Source organism: Deltaproteobacteria bacterium (assembly GCA_019308905.1).
Taxonomy (GTDB): Bacteria; Desulfobacterota; BSN033; order WVXP01; family WVXP01; genus JAFDHF01.
Window position 1 is genome coordinate 1 of record JAFDHF010000010.1, and the last position, 14,789, is coordinate 14,789.

Below are 14,789 nucleotides of genomic sequence, written 5' to 3' on the forward strand. Positions count from 1 at the left end.
CCACGGCAGGCAGTGCCGTAGACCCATGCTACGTGGGAGAGGGAACAGCCAGACTCTATGCCCTCAACTACAAGACCGCCGCAGCCGTACTCAACTTCGATACAACAAACGACATCCTGGACAAAAACGACCGATCCAAAATCATCGGCTCAGCCATCCCCTCAGGCGTGGTCATCGCCATCATCAGGGGCATGGGGACGAGCTACATCGGCGTGGGTGGCGGCATATTCACCTCCGACGTGATCAACCGGGCAGCCATCACTCGAATGTACTGGCGGCAGTTGTTTTAGAAACATCGTATGGAACGTCCTGTTACGAAAGGAGAGAATCCATGAAGAAATGGTCCCTGGTGATTTTCATTCTCCTCATTCAAATCTCACTGGCATGGGCGGCAGAACCCTTTTTCACCACCCAGGGCCCCATCATGGAGATGGCCCGGGCCTCAGGGATCATCGTCGTCAATGAGAGGAGCATCACCGTCGATTCGTCCACACAGATCATGGACGAAAAGGGGAGATCCCTCAGCCTCCGGGAGCTGAGACCCGGTCAATGGGTCTCGGTCCAGGCAGAGCCGGACGGCGACTCGGGTATGGTGGCAAAGCAGATAGTCCTGATGGGTAAGAAATAGCTCTCCCGCGAGGAGAAGTCTCATAAGGCCCCGGCCGGTAATCCTGCCCTGCTCCGGCCGGGGTCTGCCTCGGTCGGGGGGGCTAATAGATCTTTCTCATCTCATGCCCTCTTCCCAATACCTCCTTGGTATCGTTGACGACCACGAAGGCGTCGGGGTCGATTGAAAAGACGAGGTCCTTGAGTCTCGTCAGCTCCTTCATGGTGATCGCCGTATAGACTATGTCCCGAGGCACTCGGGTATAGCCGCCTTCACCTTTGAACAGGGTCACCCCGCGGTTCATCTGTTCCAGAATCCCACGGGTGATCTCGGTGGAACGTTCCGAAATCACAAAGACCGTCTTTCTCTGATTCAAACCCACCAGAACGAGCTCGATTATGTAGGTGCTCACAAAGAGATAGACCAGAGTGTAAAGGGCCAGGTCGATCCCGAAGAGGAAGGCGCAGCCCAGCAGGACCATCACGTTGAACGCCAGAATCGTCTGGCCCAAACGCACAGAATACTTCTGTTGAAAAAAGATGGCGACTATGTCCAGGCCTCCTGCCGACCCGTAGGAGCGAAAAATAATCCCAGAACCCGTTCCCCCGATAATCCCCGCCAGGATGGCGGCCAGCAATTGGTCATGAACCGTTATGGTCACCTTAGTGACCAGAAGGGCAAAGGAGAAGACACCCATCCCGAAGAGACTGTAAAAGAAAAACTGCCGGCTGACCCTGACCCAGCCGAGCACGAAAAGGGGAACGTTAAGGATCAGGTAGAGCCACCCCAAGTCGATTCTCTCAACGAAGTAGTAGATGATAAGGGAAAGACCTGTAAAACCACCGCTCAGGAAGTGCTTCGGCACGAGGATACCGTTGACCGCCACAGCACAGATGAAACTCCCCAGGGTAATAATGCCGCAGTTCCATAGAACGGACTTGACCTTCTTGGCGTCGATTCTTCTCAGCATGGCTCGTTCCTTTCAGCATGGAAAAGGATCTCTCCGGAATCTCGAATCTCCGGTTTGACCTTGCCGTCACCCTATCTTATACTCATGGGAGAGCTTATTCCAGTGGGACCTTCAACAGATAGACGCGGAGGAGGCAGTGCCACGAATCGACGTAATCGTGCCAGACTCTTCGGCACCCGGCTTCGATTGGAATGTCAGGCAGTGGAACTCGAACCTCATCGGATCGGTGATCGTTCCACACACTGGCAGAGGCGGTCTCCCCCCCCCGAAGGTTCAATCCCTTGGTTTCCGCAACCTGACCGCCGGACCGGGTCTCACGGCAGCCATCGCACGGTGCCAGGGCGATCTTGTCATCTTTCTTCTTTCCAGTCAGAGGATCTCTCTTGCCCCCGGCGCTCTCGACAGATTCCTCGAAGTGGCCCTCGATACGGGAGCCGGCCTTCTCTACGCGGACTTCCACGTGGCATCCGAAAAGGGCGGGGGGACCGTCGAGTGTCCGGTCATCGACTACCAGCTCGGATCGGTGCGGGACGATTTCGACTTCGGGCCCTTGGTCTTTCTATCGAGGCGATCGATCGACAGCGCGCTCCGTCGCCACGGCCCCCTGGATGAGGGCAGGTGGTCGGCCTTCTACGATTTGAGGTTGAAGATCTCAACCGATTCACGGATCGTCCGTATACCCGAGCCGCTCTGCTCCACACTAGACTCTGAGGATCAAGGGGCGGAAGAGAGGCTCTTCCACTATCTCCGCCCTGAAAACCAGCGGGCCCAACTCGAAATGGAGAGGGTCCTGACGGCTCATCTGAAGCGGATAGGCGCCTTCCTTGGACCTCGTTTCGAAAAGATCCGGCCTTCCGGTCTTCCGAAGACGGCGAGCGTCATCATCCCGGTAAAAGACCGGGAGAAAACGATCGGTGACGCCGTGAGGAGCGCTCTGGCCCAGGAGACGGATTTCGATTTCAATGTCATCGTCGTTGACAACCACTCTACTGATAGGACTCCGGAAATCCTCGATGGCCTGGCCGGAACGGATGACCGGCTTGTTCGCCTCGTCCCACCCAGAAAGGATCTCCAAATCGGCGGGTGCTGGAACGAGGCGATCCGGTCTCCCTGGTGCGGCACCTACGCTGTCCAGCTCGATTCGGACGATCTCTACGCAGGCCCGAAGGCCCTTCAAACAATGGTGGACTTTTTCGGAGAGGGCGATTACGCCATGGTCGTCGGTGCATACAGAACAGCAGACCTCCTCCAGAGGGAGATCCCCCCCGGTGTTGTGGATCACCGGGAATGGACCCGGGAGAATGGCAGGAACAACCTGCTCCGCGTCAACGGCCTCGGCGCTCCCAGGGCCTTCTTTGCTCCCCTGGTGAGGCGCCACCCGTTTCCGAATGTCAGCTATGGAGAGGACTATGCAATGGGACTCCGCCTTTCCAGGTACTACCAGATCGGGAGGATCTTCGAGCCGGTCTATGTCTGCCGCAGGTGGGAGGGCAACTCCGATGCCGGCCTTTCCAGGGAAACGGCGAACCGGCACAACCTCTACAAGGACCGCCTGAGAACTCTGGAAATCTTAGCCCGCCAACAGATGAACCGTGGAGGGGTCTGACCCGTGGAGCAGGGGAGAATCATCCCGGATGAAGACCTCGTCCCCTATCTCCCCCGCGACGGCGATCGTACCCTCTCCTCTCGGATGAGGGCTCTTTACGAACAGCAGAGGCGGACTTGGCCCCAACTGCGCCGGGCCCACGGTGCGCTGAAAAGAGCAGAGACCCGGAGGATTGAGCTGGGAGGGTGTACGGTTCTCTGCCAACATACGCCTCACCGCCTGGCCAACGTCTCGGCCAGCATGGACCCTGCCTCCATCCGCATGCGGCCCTGCTTTCTCTGTAACGAGAACCTCTATCCCGAACAGAAAGCTCTCCGGTACGGCCGGAACTATCTGATCCTCTGCAATATTGCACCCATCTTCGAGTTTCATCTGGTCATCATCCACCGCCGCCATCTTCCTCAACAGATCCAAGACCACTTCCATACGGCCCTGAGCCTGGCCCGTGATTGCTCACCCGATTTCGCCGTCATATACAACGGCCCCAGCTGCGGTGCCTCCATACCCGATCATTTCCACCTCCAGGCCTTTCCAGCGAACAACCTCCCCCTGGAGGAACAGCTCTGGACCTCCCCGGCCCCAAGATCCCGGAGGGCCCTGATAGACGAAAGGGGAATACTCATCTCCGCCCCCCAGGGCTTCTACCGGCCATTGCTGACCTTTGAGACGAGAGATCCTCTTCTGCTTTCTTCCTGGTTTCGCGAGATCCTCGATGATCTGGCCGAGTTGGGAGGAGCAACAGGCGAGCCCATGATCAATCTCGTCATGGCCTACAGAGAGGGTCGATGGCAGATGACCCTCTTTCCGAGAGAGAAACACCGCCCGGAGGCCTACTATGCCCGGGGGCAGGACCGGCTCCTCATCAGTCCCGGGGCCATCGATATGGCGGGCGTCTTCGTGATACCACGCCGGAAGGATTACCTCCGGGCCGACGCCTCGATTCTGAAAGGCATATACCGGGAAGTAACCCTGTCGGAGAGCCGGTTCTCAGGGCTCATAGATGAGATCGGGGGGAAAAAAAGGAGAAAGGGGTATCTCTCTCAAAACCGGGACTTGTGACCCAGGAGAACCACAGGAGGGAGAAGGATCCAGCCTCTCAGATGGTCCCCCTGAGGCCGATGGAGTCGGCAACCTCCCGCATTCCCATGATGACATCCTCAAAGAGCTCCGAAAGGTCCACACCGAGCATGGCAGCTCCCTTTTCGACAATCGAGCGGTCCACACCCGCTGCAAACGCCTTGTCCTTCCACTTCTTCCTCACCGATTTCGGGGTCAGATCGAGGACACTCTTGGAAGGCCGCACCAGTGCCACGGCAGTGACAAGCCCTGTCAACTCGTCGACAGCGTAAAGGACCTTCTCCATGTCGCTCTTAGGCTCCACGTCCGAGCAGATGCCCCACCCGTGAGATACGACGGCTCGGATGTACTCTTCAGGCCATCCCCTCTCGGTTAGAATCTCACGGGTCTTGCGGCAGTGCTGCTCCGGAAACCGCTCGTAGTCGAGATCGTGAACCAGACCGATGACTCCCCATTTGTCCTCGTCTTCCCCTCTCTTCCGCGCGATATAGCGCATCACCCCCTCCACGCAGAGGGCATGCTTGATCAGGCTCTCACTCTGGTTGAATTCGGTCAGAAGCGCCCACGCCTCTTCTCGAGTCGGTCTATTCTCAGCCATCGTCAAACCTCCTCATCAGGACGACTCAGCCGCCATGGGGAAACACCCCTCTCCGGACAGGCCAGCCGATGTCCCCCCGGCCGGAAGAAATGCCGACCAAGGGGACAGAGGGCTATACCCTGCGGCAGCCATCTCACCAATACCGGAGGAGAGGCCTCCTGCCGGCGATGGCCCGGTTTTCCCCTTTTCCCCTCTTCATATAACCCATCGCTCACGGGAAGTAAAGGCCGGAGCACGGTAGATGTCAAACCCTCGGGTAAAAATCGGGGGAGGACATCTCCCCACCGACATCCAAAGCCAAAAGGCCGATTCCGGCCTCTGCAGACCCCTGAACGCGGGAAGCCATGTCTCTTCATGTCTGCGGAGGATTCAACCGGATGACTATCCCTTCCCTGTCTGATCTGCGAATTCCGTCGAGCACAAACATGGTCCTTCTCACCTCGTCGCCCGAAGCCACAGGGGACCTCTTGTCCCGAATGGCCTCCGAGAACTCTTTCAGTTGGACCGTATACAGGGAAGGAGCCTGTTGCCCGGACATGACCGTCTCGCCGTTTATCTCCAGACGGTATGAAAACCCGAAAACCCCTCCGGCGGGAAACTCGAAGAGCCTCATCGTGCCTCGGGGTCCCACGATGATGGTCTCGTGGAGATAGGGGGTTGTGTTCAAGGAGAGGTGGACAGAGGCCATTTCGCCGGAGTCAAACCCAAGGATCATATCGGCCTCATCCTCTCCTTCCCAAAGAGGGTTTCGAGAGCGGGAAAGAGCAAAAACGGTCGAGGGGGTCTTGTCGAGAAGCCACAGAATGGTGTCGACGGAGTGGCTTCCCTGCAGAAGGATGACGAGCCCACCCGCCTCCTGGGAACTCCTCCACCAGTCCGTCGGGGGTTGGGGGAAGCTTACGAGAAAATTGATGTCTATCCGGAAGGGGTGGCCGATCTCGTCCATCCTAGCCCGTATCTCAGCCATGGCGTCCGAGAAACGCCTGCTCTGGCCTACCATCAGGGTCACCCCGTTTGTCCTTGCCTCCTCCACCATCTCATCCGCTTCCCTGAAATTCAACGCCATGGGCTTCTCCACGAGGATATGCTTCCCCGCCCGGGCCGCCTCCAGACAGACGGGATGATGCATATGATTCGGCAGGCAGACAAGGACCGCCTCGATCTCCTGGTCTTCGAGAAGCCTGCGGTAATCTGAATAGACCCGCTTTACGCCGAACCTCTCGGTGCCCTCTCTGGCCCGATCGTCCCGGCGGGTAGAGATGGCCACGAGCTCCACCAGATCCTTTAGATCCATGGCAGCATTGGCGTGGGCCAAGGCGATCCTTCCGAACCCGATGATGCCGATTCTCAATCTTCTTTCTGGCATGGTACCTCCTCAACACCGTGTTTCAGACTGTATCTTGCAAGCCGTTGGATTCATCCCTGGAATCACGACCAAGAGTGGGAAACCTCAATGCATGAACAGCTCGGGCACGAACATCACCAATTGAGGAATGTAGGTTATGACAAACAATACCCCGATCGATGCAATCAGGAAAGGAACCGTTGCCAGGGCAATCCTCTCCAGGGGAACCTCGGCGATGGGGGAAGCCACAATCAGACAGACACCGAGAGGCGGGGTGGCGAGTCCGATATTGAGGTTGACCACCAGAATGATTCCGAAATGGACCGGATCGATGCCGATCGTCTGAGCCAGGGGCAGCAGGATCGGGGTCAGGAGGATGATGGCTGCAAGAGTCTCCATAATCGTACCTACAAACAGGAGAAGGACGTTGATGAGCAACAGGATCAGGATGGGATTGCCGGTTATCGAGGTCATTGCCTTCGCGACGATCTCAGGAACCGTCTCGGCCGCCAATATCCACCCGAAGAGGTGAGCCATGGCCAAAATTATGAGAATGCTCCCGGTCAACACGCTCGTCTCATAGAGGACGTGCAGGAGGTGTGGGATCTTAAGCTCCCGGTAAATGAAAAACCCCACGATCAGGGCATAGAAGACCGCGACTCCCGCCGCCTCGGTAGGAGTGAAAACACCGCTGAGAATCCCTCCGAGCAGGATGACCGGCATGAGGATGGCCAAAATCGTGTTGAAGAACCCCTCGGTCACCGTGCGAATCGAGAGGATCTTCTCCCGTACGGGAAATCTCTGACGCCGTGCAAAGTAAGCAGCCACACCCAGTTGGGCAAGTCCCAGCAGAAGTCCCGGGATGAAACCGGCCAGAAACAGCCTCGCAACGGAAGTCTCCGCCATAGCTCCGTAGACCACCATGGCAATACTGGGAGGAATCGTAGGTCCGATGGTGGAGGAAATGGCCGTCACCGCCCCGCTGTACTCCGCCGAGTAACCCTCCTTCTTCATGGCCGGGATCATGATAGATCCGATAGCCGCCGTGTCCGCAGCTCCCGCTCCGGTAATGCCGGCAAAAAAGATGCTGGCAATGATATTCACATAGGCCAGCCCTCCCCGGATGTGCCCGATCAGGATATAGAAGAAGTCGACGAGCCGTCTGGTTATTCCGGAGGCGTTCATTAGCTTGCCGGCAAGAATAAAAAGGGGAACGGCCAGGAGCAGAAAATTGTCGAGACCGACAAAGACCCTCTGGGAGACCAAGACAAAAGGCATCTGTGTCCTCCAGAGGTAGAGAACGCTGCTTATCCCCAGGACAAAGGCGATGGGGATGCCGATGGCCAAAAGAAGGGTGAAAACAGCGGCGATCATCCGTCCTTCCTCTGAAGATTCGAGGCTGCAGCGCCTTGGAGGAGAAGATCGAAGGTGTTTATGACCACGAAAAAGAGCATGCAGACAAAGCCCACCCGCAGGAGCCGATAGAGCTGAGCCATAGGTATGCCCAAGGCCGGACTCACGGTCTTTGTTATGACCGCCTTCTGGATCAGCAGGGAGGGGGAATCGATACAGACGAGCAGGAAAAGGCCGATCAGTACCTGTGACCCTACCGTCACAAACATCCGTATCCGGGGGGGCAACGCGTTGGAGAGGGCCTCAACCTTTACGAACTGATTATGCCTCAATGCGATGGAAGCCCCAAAGAGTACTGAGAAGACAAGAAGATATCCGGAGATCTCATTGGTCCATGTAAGAGGATCAGACAGAACGTATCGGAAGAACACGGCTAGGTTCACGAAGAAGACTATTCCCCCCATGCTTAGAATAATGGAGACCTTGATGACCCTCTCAAGTACGTCGCTGAACCTACTCGCGATCCTCAAGATCAGCATCTGCAGATCTCCTCTTCCCCTGGATCCGGCAAGGAACCAAAAAAACAACCGGAGAAAGCTGAAAGCGGAGAGAAACGACTGCAGGCAGGCTCTGAACTACCTGTGAAACCTGCCTGCAGCGAACCGCCTGCATCCAAGGACCCAGTCTCTCACCTGGTCACGTACCATTCCTCCCTTTCGATCCCTGCCCCCACTTCACGGATCTTTACAACCATCTCCCTCGTCCACTCGGCCGTATCTTTCGGGAGGTCGTTGTACAGCCACTCATAGACCGGTTTTGTAGCCTCTATAAAAGGGGTAAGATCTGCCACGGTACTGACCTGCAGACCATGCTCTTTCATCTTTTCGATAGCCCATCCTCCCTTTTCAAGGGCGTCCTGATCCATCTTCTTCCGCCAAATCGGGATACACTTGGTAACGGCAAGCTGGTGCTCTCTGGAGAGCTTATCCCATGTTGCCTTGCTCATCAGAAAGATTCCACCATTGGAAACGACGGGGAGGAGGGTCATGTATTTCTGAACCTCGTAGAACTTCTTGCCATAGAGAGTCAGGGGACCGTTCTCATTCCCATCGACCACACCCGTTTGAAGAGCCGTATAGAGCTCGCCAAAGGGAAGGGGTACCGGGCTGGCCCCTATGGCGCTATATGCCTTCATGTGAAGGGGAACCTGCATGGTCCTGATTTTCAACCCCTTGAAATCCTCGATCGATTTGATGGGGCGCTTGTTGTTCATGGGAAGCCGGAAGTCGGGGGCTGCGATGGCCAGTACCTTGAGCCCCACCTTCTCTCCCTGTTCCCGAGCCTTTCCCAAAATCAGCTGTCCCACGCTACCGTTCATGACCGCCATCCAGTGGTTGGGCCCCTTGAAAAGGAAGGGGAGATTCAAGATCCGCAGGGCCGGGATAAAAGTCCCGGTCACTCCGATAGATGTGGCCTGGAAATCGACACTGCCGAGTTGCAGGCCTTCGGTGATGTCTCTCTCCCCGCCCAGTTGGCCCTGGGGGTAGATCTTGACCTTCAAGGCGCCACCCGTCGATTTGTCGAGACACTGGCCGAAAGCCACTCCAGCGGTATGGTAGAAATAGATCGGTACATTTGCGTGGCCGTATTTCAAAACCGTTGCCGCCCCCGCAGAATGGGCCCACAGCAGAAAGATACCGAGGATGAAGAAAATCCAAAGCCTTTTCCCTTTGATAATCTTAATGGCTTTCATGGCTTTCCTCCTTTCTCATTCCTCATCGTCCTTTTTGCCTTACCAGATGCTCATTTTCCTCCTATCTCATCACCTCCCCTCCCCACGGCAGCAAACCACCCTTCCGCCTCGATCGATCCTCAATGTCCCCATTCGTTCCACAATGCGAAAAGATACCCCATTCTATTCCCGCGGGTCCGGCCTGTCAAGAGATCTCATTCTGTGGAGCTTCCTGAGTTTTCGGCCGAGGATTCTTGCAAGTATACGAGTTCACGATTTTTTTGTTTTGGCAGGAGAACACCTTGTCCCCTCGCTCCTGAGCTCACGGGGCGACCCTGTCAAGGTTCGCGGGCGGACAGTTCCTGCCCCTTCCCCGGGAACACGAATCACGAACACGACCACGAATCACGAACACGAACCACGACCACGAATCACAAACACGAATCACGAACACGAACACGACCTTTCCCCTCCCCGCTCACCCTTGATGGGTACCCCACCGCTTCCTTAATGTCGCCCGGGGACAGGGGCGTTTTCCAAAAGTCAGGAAACTCGGGCCGGCCTTGGGGTTGACAAAAAAACCGACTAAGCCTAGATTGGAAGGCGACCATTCCATCATGGAGAACCAACGGTTGACTCAAGATCCGAAAAAAACAAGCAATATCCAATTCATTACAGGGGGGGGCGCAGAATCCAAAACATCCGGGGCCGCGGAAAGCAGACATACGGCGTTGGCGATCTCACCCAGAGGCCGGAAGTATCCAGGCCCACGATCATGCAGTCCTCCGAATCTTCGGTTGCTTCGGAATTCTTGCCTAGGACAGAAAAGGCAGGCTTTCCAGAAATACTGTGCCCTCAAAGGGAAGCCCGTCGAGAAAGGAGGTGAACCCGGAAGGGAGGACCCCGAAGGTGGGATTTTGTCCTGAAACGCAATGGATAGGAAAGGAGGGAAAGAGAAATGAGAAGATTTCTGGCAATCGGAACCGCCGTGGTTTTGCTGCTCCTCGCATCAGGCCTCCATGTGAAGACCCAGGCCGAAGTCACCTTGAGATTTTCAGACTGGCACCTCACAGAAGACGTCTGGAACAAGTCACTGAGGGAGGCCATGGACATCTTCCACAAAGAGCATCCCAATATCAGGGTGGTCCTTGAACCGGTCTCTTACAAAGAGAAGGAGACGAAATACACCGTGGAGTCGGCCGCAGGTCGAGCTCCCGATGTTTTTCACGTCCACGCCTTCTCTCTGCCCATGTTCTTCAGCAAGGGCTACGCAAAGGATCTTACCCCCTTCATCGACAGGGAGGGTCCCGGGTTCCTGGATGCCTGGTATCCCTTGCCGATAAGGCTGATGAAATACAAGGGCAAGGTGCATGCCATGCCCGGAGACTACATGACCATGGTCCTGTTTTACAACACCGAGATCTTCAAGGCCGCCGGGTTGGACCCGAGCAAGCCTCCCGAGACGTGGGACGAGTTTCTCGAGTACGCCAAGCGCCTCACCCGTGATACCGATGGAGACGGAAAGGTCGACCAATGGGGATTCGGTACGGTAGGTGCCAAGAGCCCGGGCTTCTCCCTCCGATTCGGCCCCTTTATCTGGAGTTTCGGCGGGGATTACCTCACCCCTGACATGAAGCGATCCGCTCTGGACAGGCCCGAAGCCAGGGAGGCCTTCAAGTTCTTTGTGGAGCTCTATACGAAACACAAGGTCGTCCCGCCCGGATTGACGGCCATGAATCCCCAGCAGGTTCGAACCCAGCTTGCCCAGAAGAAGGTGGCCATGATCCTGGGCTCCGGGTGGACACCTCCCATCGTAAACAAGATAAACCCGAATCTGAGGGCTTTCGAGGTCCTGAAGTGCGCCCCAGCACCGATCAAGAGAAAGAAAGCCACTGCCATATGGCTGAGTTCGTGGGTCATGAGCCCCAATACAAAGCATCCCGACGAGGCCTGGGAGCTGATGAAATTCATCACGAGCAGGGAAATGGAGCTCAAGTGGTTTGTGGACAACCGGGTCACCTCTTCCCGGAAGGATGTGAGCGGCGTGGCTCCAGAGATTCTGAATGACAAGTTTGCCAGTGTCATCGCCTCTCAGCTCCCCTATGGAAAGGTGGAACCCCAGATCAAAGAATGGCCCGAAATCATGGACACCTTCACGACCTCCCTCCAGGAGGCCATTGTGGGGATGAAGACCCCTGATAAGGCCTTGGATGAAGCTCACGAGAGGATCAATGCCATCCTTGCCAGGTGAGAAAAGCCCGCAGGGGCGAATCGGGGCGGACAACGGGAAAGGGGAGCGCTCTGCTCCCCTTTCCAAGAACAGGACGGGCCGTTGAACATCAGACTCCGCATAAGGGACCGCCACATGTGGATCCTCTTCGTGGGTCCGGGGGTTCTGCTCCTGGTGCTGGTACTCGGCTTTCCAGCAGTGAAAAGCCTTCTGTACAGCCTCAGGCCCGAAGAGGCCGGCAGCACCGCATACACCGTTTCCAATTACAGAAATCTCCTTAAGGACCCGTTTTTTGCACGAACCTTTTGGAACACAGGCGTCTTTGTGACCCTCAGCGTTGCCAGCCATATGCTCCTCGGGCTGGCCGTCGCCATGGTGCTCAACAGTGCCATCCCGGCAAAACCCCTCTTCCGTGTGATCGCCTTGCTGCCATGGGTGGTCCCCGATGTAGTCGCTGGAATCATTTGGAAATGGATGTACGACCCGATATACGGCGCCCTTAACGATCTCCTGCTCAGAACGGGGTTGATCGACTCGCCTGTGGAATGGCTATCAAACCCGAAGCTCGCCCTTTTGAGTGTGATCCTTGTCAATCTCTGGCGGGGTTTCCCCTTTGTGATGTTGATCCTTCTGGCCGGTCTTCAGGCGATCCCCAGGTACCTTTACGAGGCGGCCGCCATCGACGGCGCTACCAGGTGGCAGCTCTTCCGCCATGTCACGATTCCCGGACTGAAGAAGATGATCATCGTGGCTCTGGCCCTGGACATTGTCTGGGAGGTGCGGCGTTTCGGCCTGATTCAGGCCATGACCCAGGGAGGGCCGGGTGTCCTTACCGAGGTCCTCTCCACCTATACCTATAAGCAGTACTTCCAGTTTTTCCGATTCGAGTATGCTTCGGCCATCTCCGTGGTTATGACCGCCGTTCTCCTGATGGTGAGTCTTCCCTACATTCTCATGATAAGCCAAGAGGAATGACGCCAGTGGAAGTCAGCCCCTATGCTCCGCGAGACCTTGCCTCGAAGATCCTCATCTGGATCTTTCTGACAGTGGTTTGCCTCTACTGTCTGTTTCCCTTCGCGTGGATGCTTTCGACATCGCTCAAGACAGAGGCCGAGGCCTTTCGGATGCCTCCTACATGGATACCCCTCAAGCCTACCCTCGACAGCTTCATCGGGATCTGGGTGAGAAAACACTTCGGGATCTATTTTTTCAACAGCACCGTCATCTCCCTGGCAACGGCGATGCTTTCAACTTTCTTCGGCGCTCTGGCAGGCTATGGGTTCTCGAGATTCGTCTTCCACGGCCGGCGGTTTCTCATCGGCTTCTTCCTGGCAACCCAAATGCTGCCCGGAGTACTGCTGGTAGGTCCGTACTTCAAGATACTCACAAGAGTCGGCCTCTACGACACCCGAACCGGCCTGATCATCGCTTTTCTGACCATCTGCCTCCCCTTTTCCACCTGGATGATGAAGGGTTTCATCGACAAGGTTCCTGTCGAGCTCGACCAGGTTGCGATGGTGGATGGCTGCTCCAGATTAGGAGTCTTCTTCAAGATCGTCCTGCCAGTGGTCGCCCCGGGAATGGTTGCGACCGTTCTGTTCGCCTTTCTCCTCGCATGGGGAGACCTGCTCTGGGCCCTCTGCCTTACCAGCAGTGAACCCATGACTACCGTAACTCTGGGCATTGCGCGAACCGTGGGAGAATTCAGGATCATATGGCCCATGCTGATGGCCGGTTCCCTACTCGGGGGAATGCCGGCGATCATTCTCTACATATTTCTCCAGCGGCTTCTGGTTCAAGGCCTCACGGCAGGGGCCGTCAAGGAGTGACCCATAACCGAAGGGGGGATCCTATGAAATTCGAAGGCTCTGTAGCCCTGGTGACGGGCGCTGGCAGAGGGATCGGCAAGGCAATCGCCCTCTGTTTTGCCCGGGAGAGGGCCCATGTGGTTGTCAACGATATCTGTCCGGAAGAGGAGATCGAGGCTCTGGCAAGAGAGATCTCTGCAATGGGAGTGAGGAGCCTCGCCTTCAGGGCCGATGTCAGCCGGTCCGACCAGGTGAGAGCGATGGTAAGCCGGGTGGAGAAGACCTTCCAGAGACTCGACATTCTCGTCAACAATGCCGGTACTATTCGAAGGGGCACCATAGAGACGGTGACGGAAGAGGACTGGGACGAGGTGATAAGGGTCAACCTCAGGGGAACCTTCACGTGCTGCAAGGCCGTGGTCGACCTCATGAAACGTCAGGGAAGGGGCAAGATCGTCAACGTCTCATCCGTGGCTGGGAAGACGGGTGACATCACCTCCGCTCCCGGATATGGGCCTTCCAAGGCTGGAATCGATGCACTCACCAAGACCCTGGCGAGGCAGCTGGCACCCCAAGGGATCAACGTCAATGCCGTTGCCCCTCATGCGATCGAGACGGAGATGAGCGCCCAATGGTCAGAGGAGAAACGGAGATCGATCATCGAGGCGATCCCCCTGGGACGACTGGGAAAACCGGAAGACGTGGCCGAGGCGGTTCTGTTTCTCGCATCGGACAAGGCTGATTTTATTACAGGGGAGATACTCGACGTAAACGGCGGGTTTCTCATGGACTAGGCAGAGAGGCAATGGAGAGGGGGTTGCCTTTCCGTCATCTTTCAGATCCGACTAGAACTTCTCCATCTGCTTCTCTTTGCAGAACCTCTGGTACTCGTCCTTCAGTCCCTTGTGAGCGTATGCGAGGGTGTGCTTGTAGCCCCCGCTCCCCTTAAGTGTCTTGAGCGTATGGACGATAGAGGTCACACCGTCTTTGGTCCACTTTTCCACGATCGGTCTTTCCAGGGCAAGTGCGCCTATCCTCTTCTCCTTGTCCGGATAAGCCCCGCCGCCGGTGGGAGGGCCGTAGTTCCCACGGAGAATCCTGCTTATCCTGTCGAACTGTCTGATGGCATGGGTCATGAAGGGCAGTTCCATATGAAAATCATATTCGATGGAGTACAGCTCCCCCCGATGGTTGAACAGGTAGGTTACCTCCGTCTCCAACCCGGCCAGGACGTCCTCATAGACGAGCCTGTCATCGGCTTGCTCCTTTGGCCTCTTCTCCTCAATCCTCTCGACCTCTGCCTTTGAGATACCCCACTGAGTTCCCCTCACGCCGGCAAAGACCGGGGCAACGAAAACCCATGCCAGAACAGCTGCAAGCACTATTGTCCTGATTCCTTCACCTCCGCCCTGGATTTCCTCCCCATTATAACACCAGGGACCGACAAAGCAACGGATCCGTCT

At 56.5% G+C, this 14,789-nt stretch carries 15 protein-coding genes; 8 read left to right on the plus strand and 7 right to left on the minus strand.

Annotation, left to right across the window (positions count from 1 at the left end; translation table 11 throughout):
• A partial coding sequence (locus tag JRJ26_05450; GenBank protein ID MBW2056924.1) for a hypothetical protein occupies positions 1 to 290 on the plus strand: 290 nt, incomplete at its 5' end.
• A 41-nt stretch (positions 291 to 331) separates the two neighbouring features.
• Positions 332 to 628 (plus strand): hypothetical protein, encoded by a 297-nt coding sequence (locus JRJ26_05455; protein ID MBW2056925.1) that lies wholly within the window; start codon positions 332 to 334, stop codon positions 626 to 628.
• An 82-nt stretch (positions 629 to 710) separates the two neighbouring features.
• On the opposite strand, the gene JRJ26_05460 is transcribed toward JRJ26_05455, so the two are convergent.
• On the minus strand, positions 711 to 1,577 hold the full coding sequence (locus JRJ26_05460; GenBank protein MBW2056926.1) for a YitT family protein: 867 nt from the start codon (positions 1,575 to 1,577) through the stop codon (positions 711 to 713).
• Between the two features lie 136 nt (positions 1,578 to 1,713).
• Between JRJ26_05460 and JRJ26_05465 the strand changes: the two genes are divergently transcribed.
• Together JRJ26_05465 and JRJ26_05470 are read left to right on the plus strand one after the other, a co-directional pair.
• Positions 1,714 to 3,183, plus strand: coding sequence for a glycosyltransferase family 2 protein (locus JRJ26_05465; protein ID MBW2056927.1), 1,470 nt, complete (start codon positions 1,714 to 1,716; stop codon positions 3,181 to 3,183).
• Positions 3,184 to 3,186: 3 nt separating this feature from the next.
• On the plus strand, positions 3,187 to 4,242 hold the full coding sequence (locus JRJ26_05470; GenBank protein ID MBW2056928.1) for a DUF4922 domain-containing protein: 1,056 nt from the start codon (positions 3,187 to 3,189) through the stop codon (positions 4,240 to 4,242).
• Positions 4,243 to 4,279: 37 nt separating this feature from the next.
• On the opposite strand, the gene JRJ26_05475 is transcribed toward JRJ26_05470, so the two are convergent.
• From JRJ26_05475 to JRJ26_05495, 5 genes are all read right to left on the minus strand, one after another.
• Complete coding sequence (locus JRJ26_05475; GenBank protein MBW2056929.1) at positions 4,280 to 4,858, minus strand: HDIG domain-containing protein; 579 nt, start codon at positions 4,856 to 4,858, stop codon at positions 4,280 to 4,282.
• A 352-nt stretch (positions 4,859 to 5,210) separates the two neighbouring features.
• Positions 5,211 to 6,224 carry a Gfo/Idh/MocA family oxidoreductase gene (locus JRJ26_05480; GenBank protein ID MBW2056930.1) on the minus strand — a complete coding sequence of 338 codons (1,014 nt, stop codon included), beginning with the start codon at positions 6,222 to 6,224 and terminating at the stop codon, positions 5,211 to 5,213.
• Positions 6,225 to 6,308: 84 nt separating this feature from the next.
• Complete coding sequence (locus JRJ26_05485; GenBank protein ID MBW2056931.1) at positions 6,309 to 7,577, minus strand: TRAP transporter large permease; 1,269 nt, start codon at positions 7,575 to 7,577, stop codon at positions 6,309 to 6,311.
• On the minus strand, positions 7,574 to 8,095 hold the full coding sequence (locus tag JRJ26_05490) for a TRAP transporter small permease (GenBank protein MBW2056932.1): 522 nt from the start codon (positions 8,093 to 8,095) through the stop codon (positions 7,574 to 7,576). The genes JRJ26_05485 and JRJ26_05490 overlap by 4 nt, the downstream gene beginning before the upstream one ends.
• 149 nt (positions 8,096 to 8,244) lie before the next feature.
• Entirely contained in the window at positions 8,245 to 9,309 is a 1,065-nt protein-coding gene (locus tag JRJ26_05495) for a TRAP transporter substrate-binding protein (protein MBW2056933.1), read from the minus strand.
• 937 nt (positions 9,310 to 10,246) lie between these two features.
• Here JRJ26_05495 and JRJ26_05500 point away from each other — a divergent pair.
• The 4 genes from JRJ26_05500 to JRJ26_05515 all read left to right on the plus strand — a co-directional run bounded on the left by JRJ26_05500 (position 10,247) and on the right by JRJ26_05515 (position 14,120).
• A complete protein-coding gene (locus tag JRJ26_05500; GenBank protein MBW2056934.1) occupies positions 10,247 to 11,539 on the plus strand; it encodes a sugar ABC transporter substrate-binding protein in 1,293 nt (430 codons plus the stop codon).
• Positions 11,540 to 11,620: 81 nt separating this feature from the next.
• A complete protein-coding gene (locus JRJ26_05505; GenBank protein ID MBW2056935.1) occupies positions 11,621 to 12,493 on the plus strand; it encodes a sugar ABC transporter permease in 873 nt (290 codons plus the stop codon).
• A complete protein-coding gene (locus JRJ26_05510; protein MBW2056936.1) occupies positions 12,490 to 13,347 on the plus strand; it encodes a carbohydrate ABC transporter permease in 858 nt (285 codons plus the stop codon). The genes JRJ26_05505 and JRJ26_05510 overlap by 4 nt, the downstream gene beginning before the upstream one ends.
• Positions 13,348 to 13,370: 23 nt before the next feature.
• Positions 13,371 to 14,120: a 3-oxoacyl-ACP reductase FabG gene (locus JRJ26_05515; GenBank protein MBW2056937.1), complete on the plus strand. Its 750-nt coding sequence runs from the start codon at positions 13,371 to 13,373 to the stop codon at positions 14,118 to 14,120.
• A 51-nt stretch (positions 14,121 to 14,171) separates the two neighbouring features.
• Here the strand turns inward: JRJ26_05515 and JRJ26_05520 are convergent, their stop codons facing one another.
• Entirely contained in the window at positions 14,172 to 14,708 is a 537-nt protein-coding gene (locus JRJ26_05520) for a hypothetical protein (protein MBW2056938.1), read from the minus strand.
• Between the last annotated feature and the right edge of the window lie 81 nt (positions 14,709 to 14,789).

Excerpts from the sequence above, each read along its gene's own strand:
- JRJ26_05455 (MBW2056925.1), top strand. The coding sequence starts at position 332 with ATGAAGAAATGGTCCCTGGTGATTTTCATTCTCCTCATTCAAATCTCA.
- JRJ26_05460 (MBW2056926.1), bottom strand. The coding sequence starts at position 1,577 with ATGCTGAGAAGAATCGACGCCAAGAAGGTCAAGTCCGTTCTATGGAAC.
- JRJ26_05475 (MBW2056929.1), bottom strand. The coding sequence starts at position 4,858 with ATGGCTGAGAATAGACCGACTCGAGAAGAGGCGTGGGCGCTTCTGACC.
- JRJ26_05480 (MBW2056930.1), bottom strand. The coding sequence starts at position 6,224 with ATGCCAGAAAGAAGATTGAGAATCGGCATCATCGGGTTCGGAAGGATC.
- JRJ26_05485 (MBW2056931.1), bottom strand. The coding sequence starts at position 7,577 with ATGATCGCCGCTGTTTTCACCCTTCTTTTGGCCATCGGCATCCCCATC.
- JRJ26_05490 (MBW2056932.1), bottom strand. The coding sequence starts at position 8,095 with ATGCTGATCTTGAGGATCGCGAGTAGGTTCAGCGACGTACTTGAGAGG.
- JRJ26_05495 (MBW2056933.1), bottom strand. The coding sequence starts at position 9,309 with ATGAAAGCCATTAAGATTATCAAAGGGAAAAGGCTTTGGATTTTCTTC.
- JRJ26_05500 (MBW2056934.1), top strand. The coding sequence starts at position 10,247 with ATGAGAAGATTTCTGGCAATCGGAACCGCCGTGGTTTTGCTGCTCCTC.
- JRJ26_05510 (MBW2056936.1), top strand. The coding sequence starts at position 12,490 with ATGACGCCAGTGGAAGTCAGCCCCTATGCTCCGCGAGACCTTGCCTCG.
- JRJ26_05515 (MBW2056937.1), top strand. The coding sequence starts at position 13,371 with ATGAAATTCGAAGGCTCTGTAGCCCTGGTGACGGGCGCTGGCAGAGGG.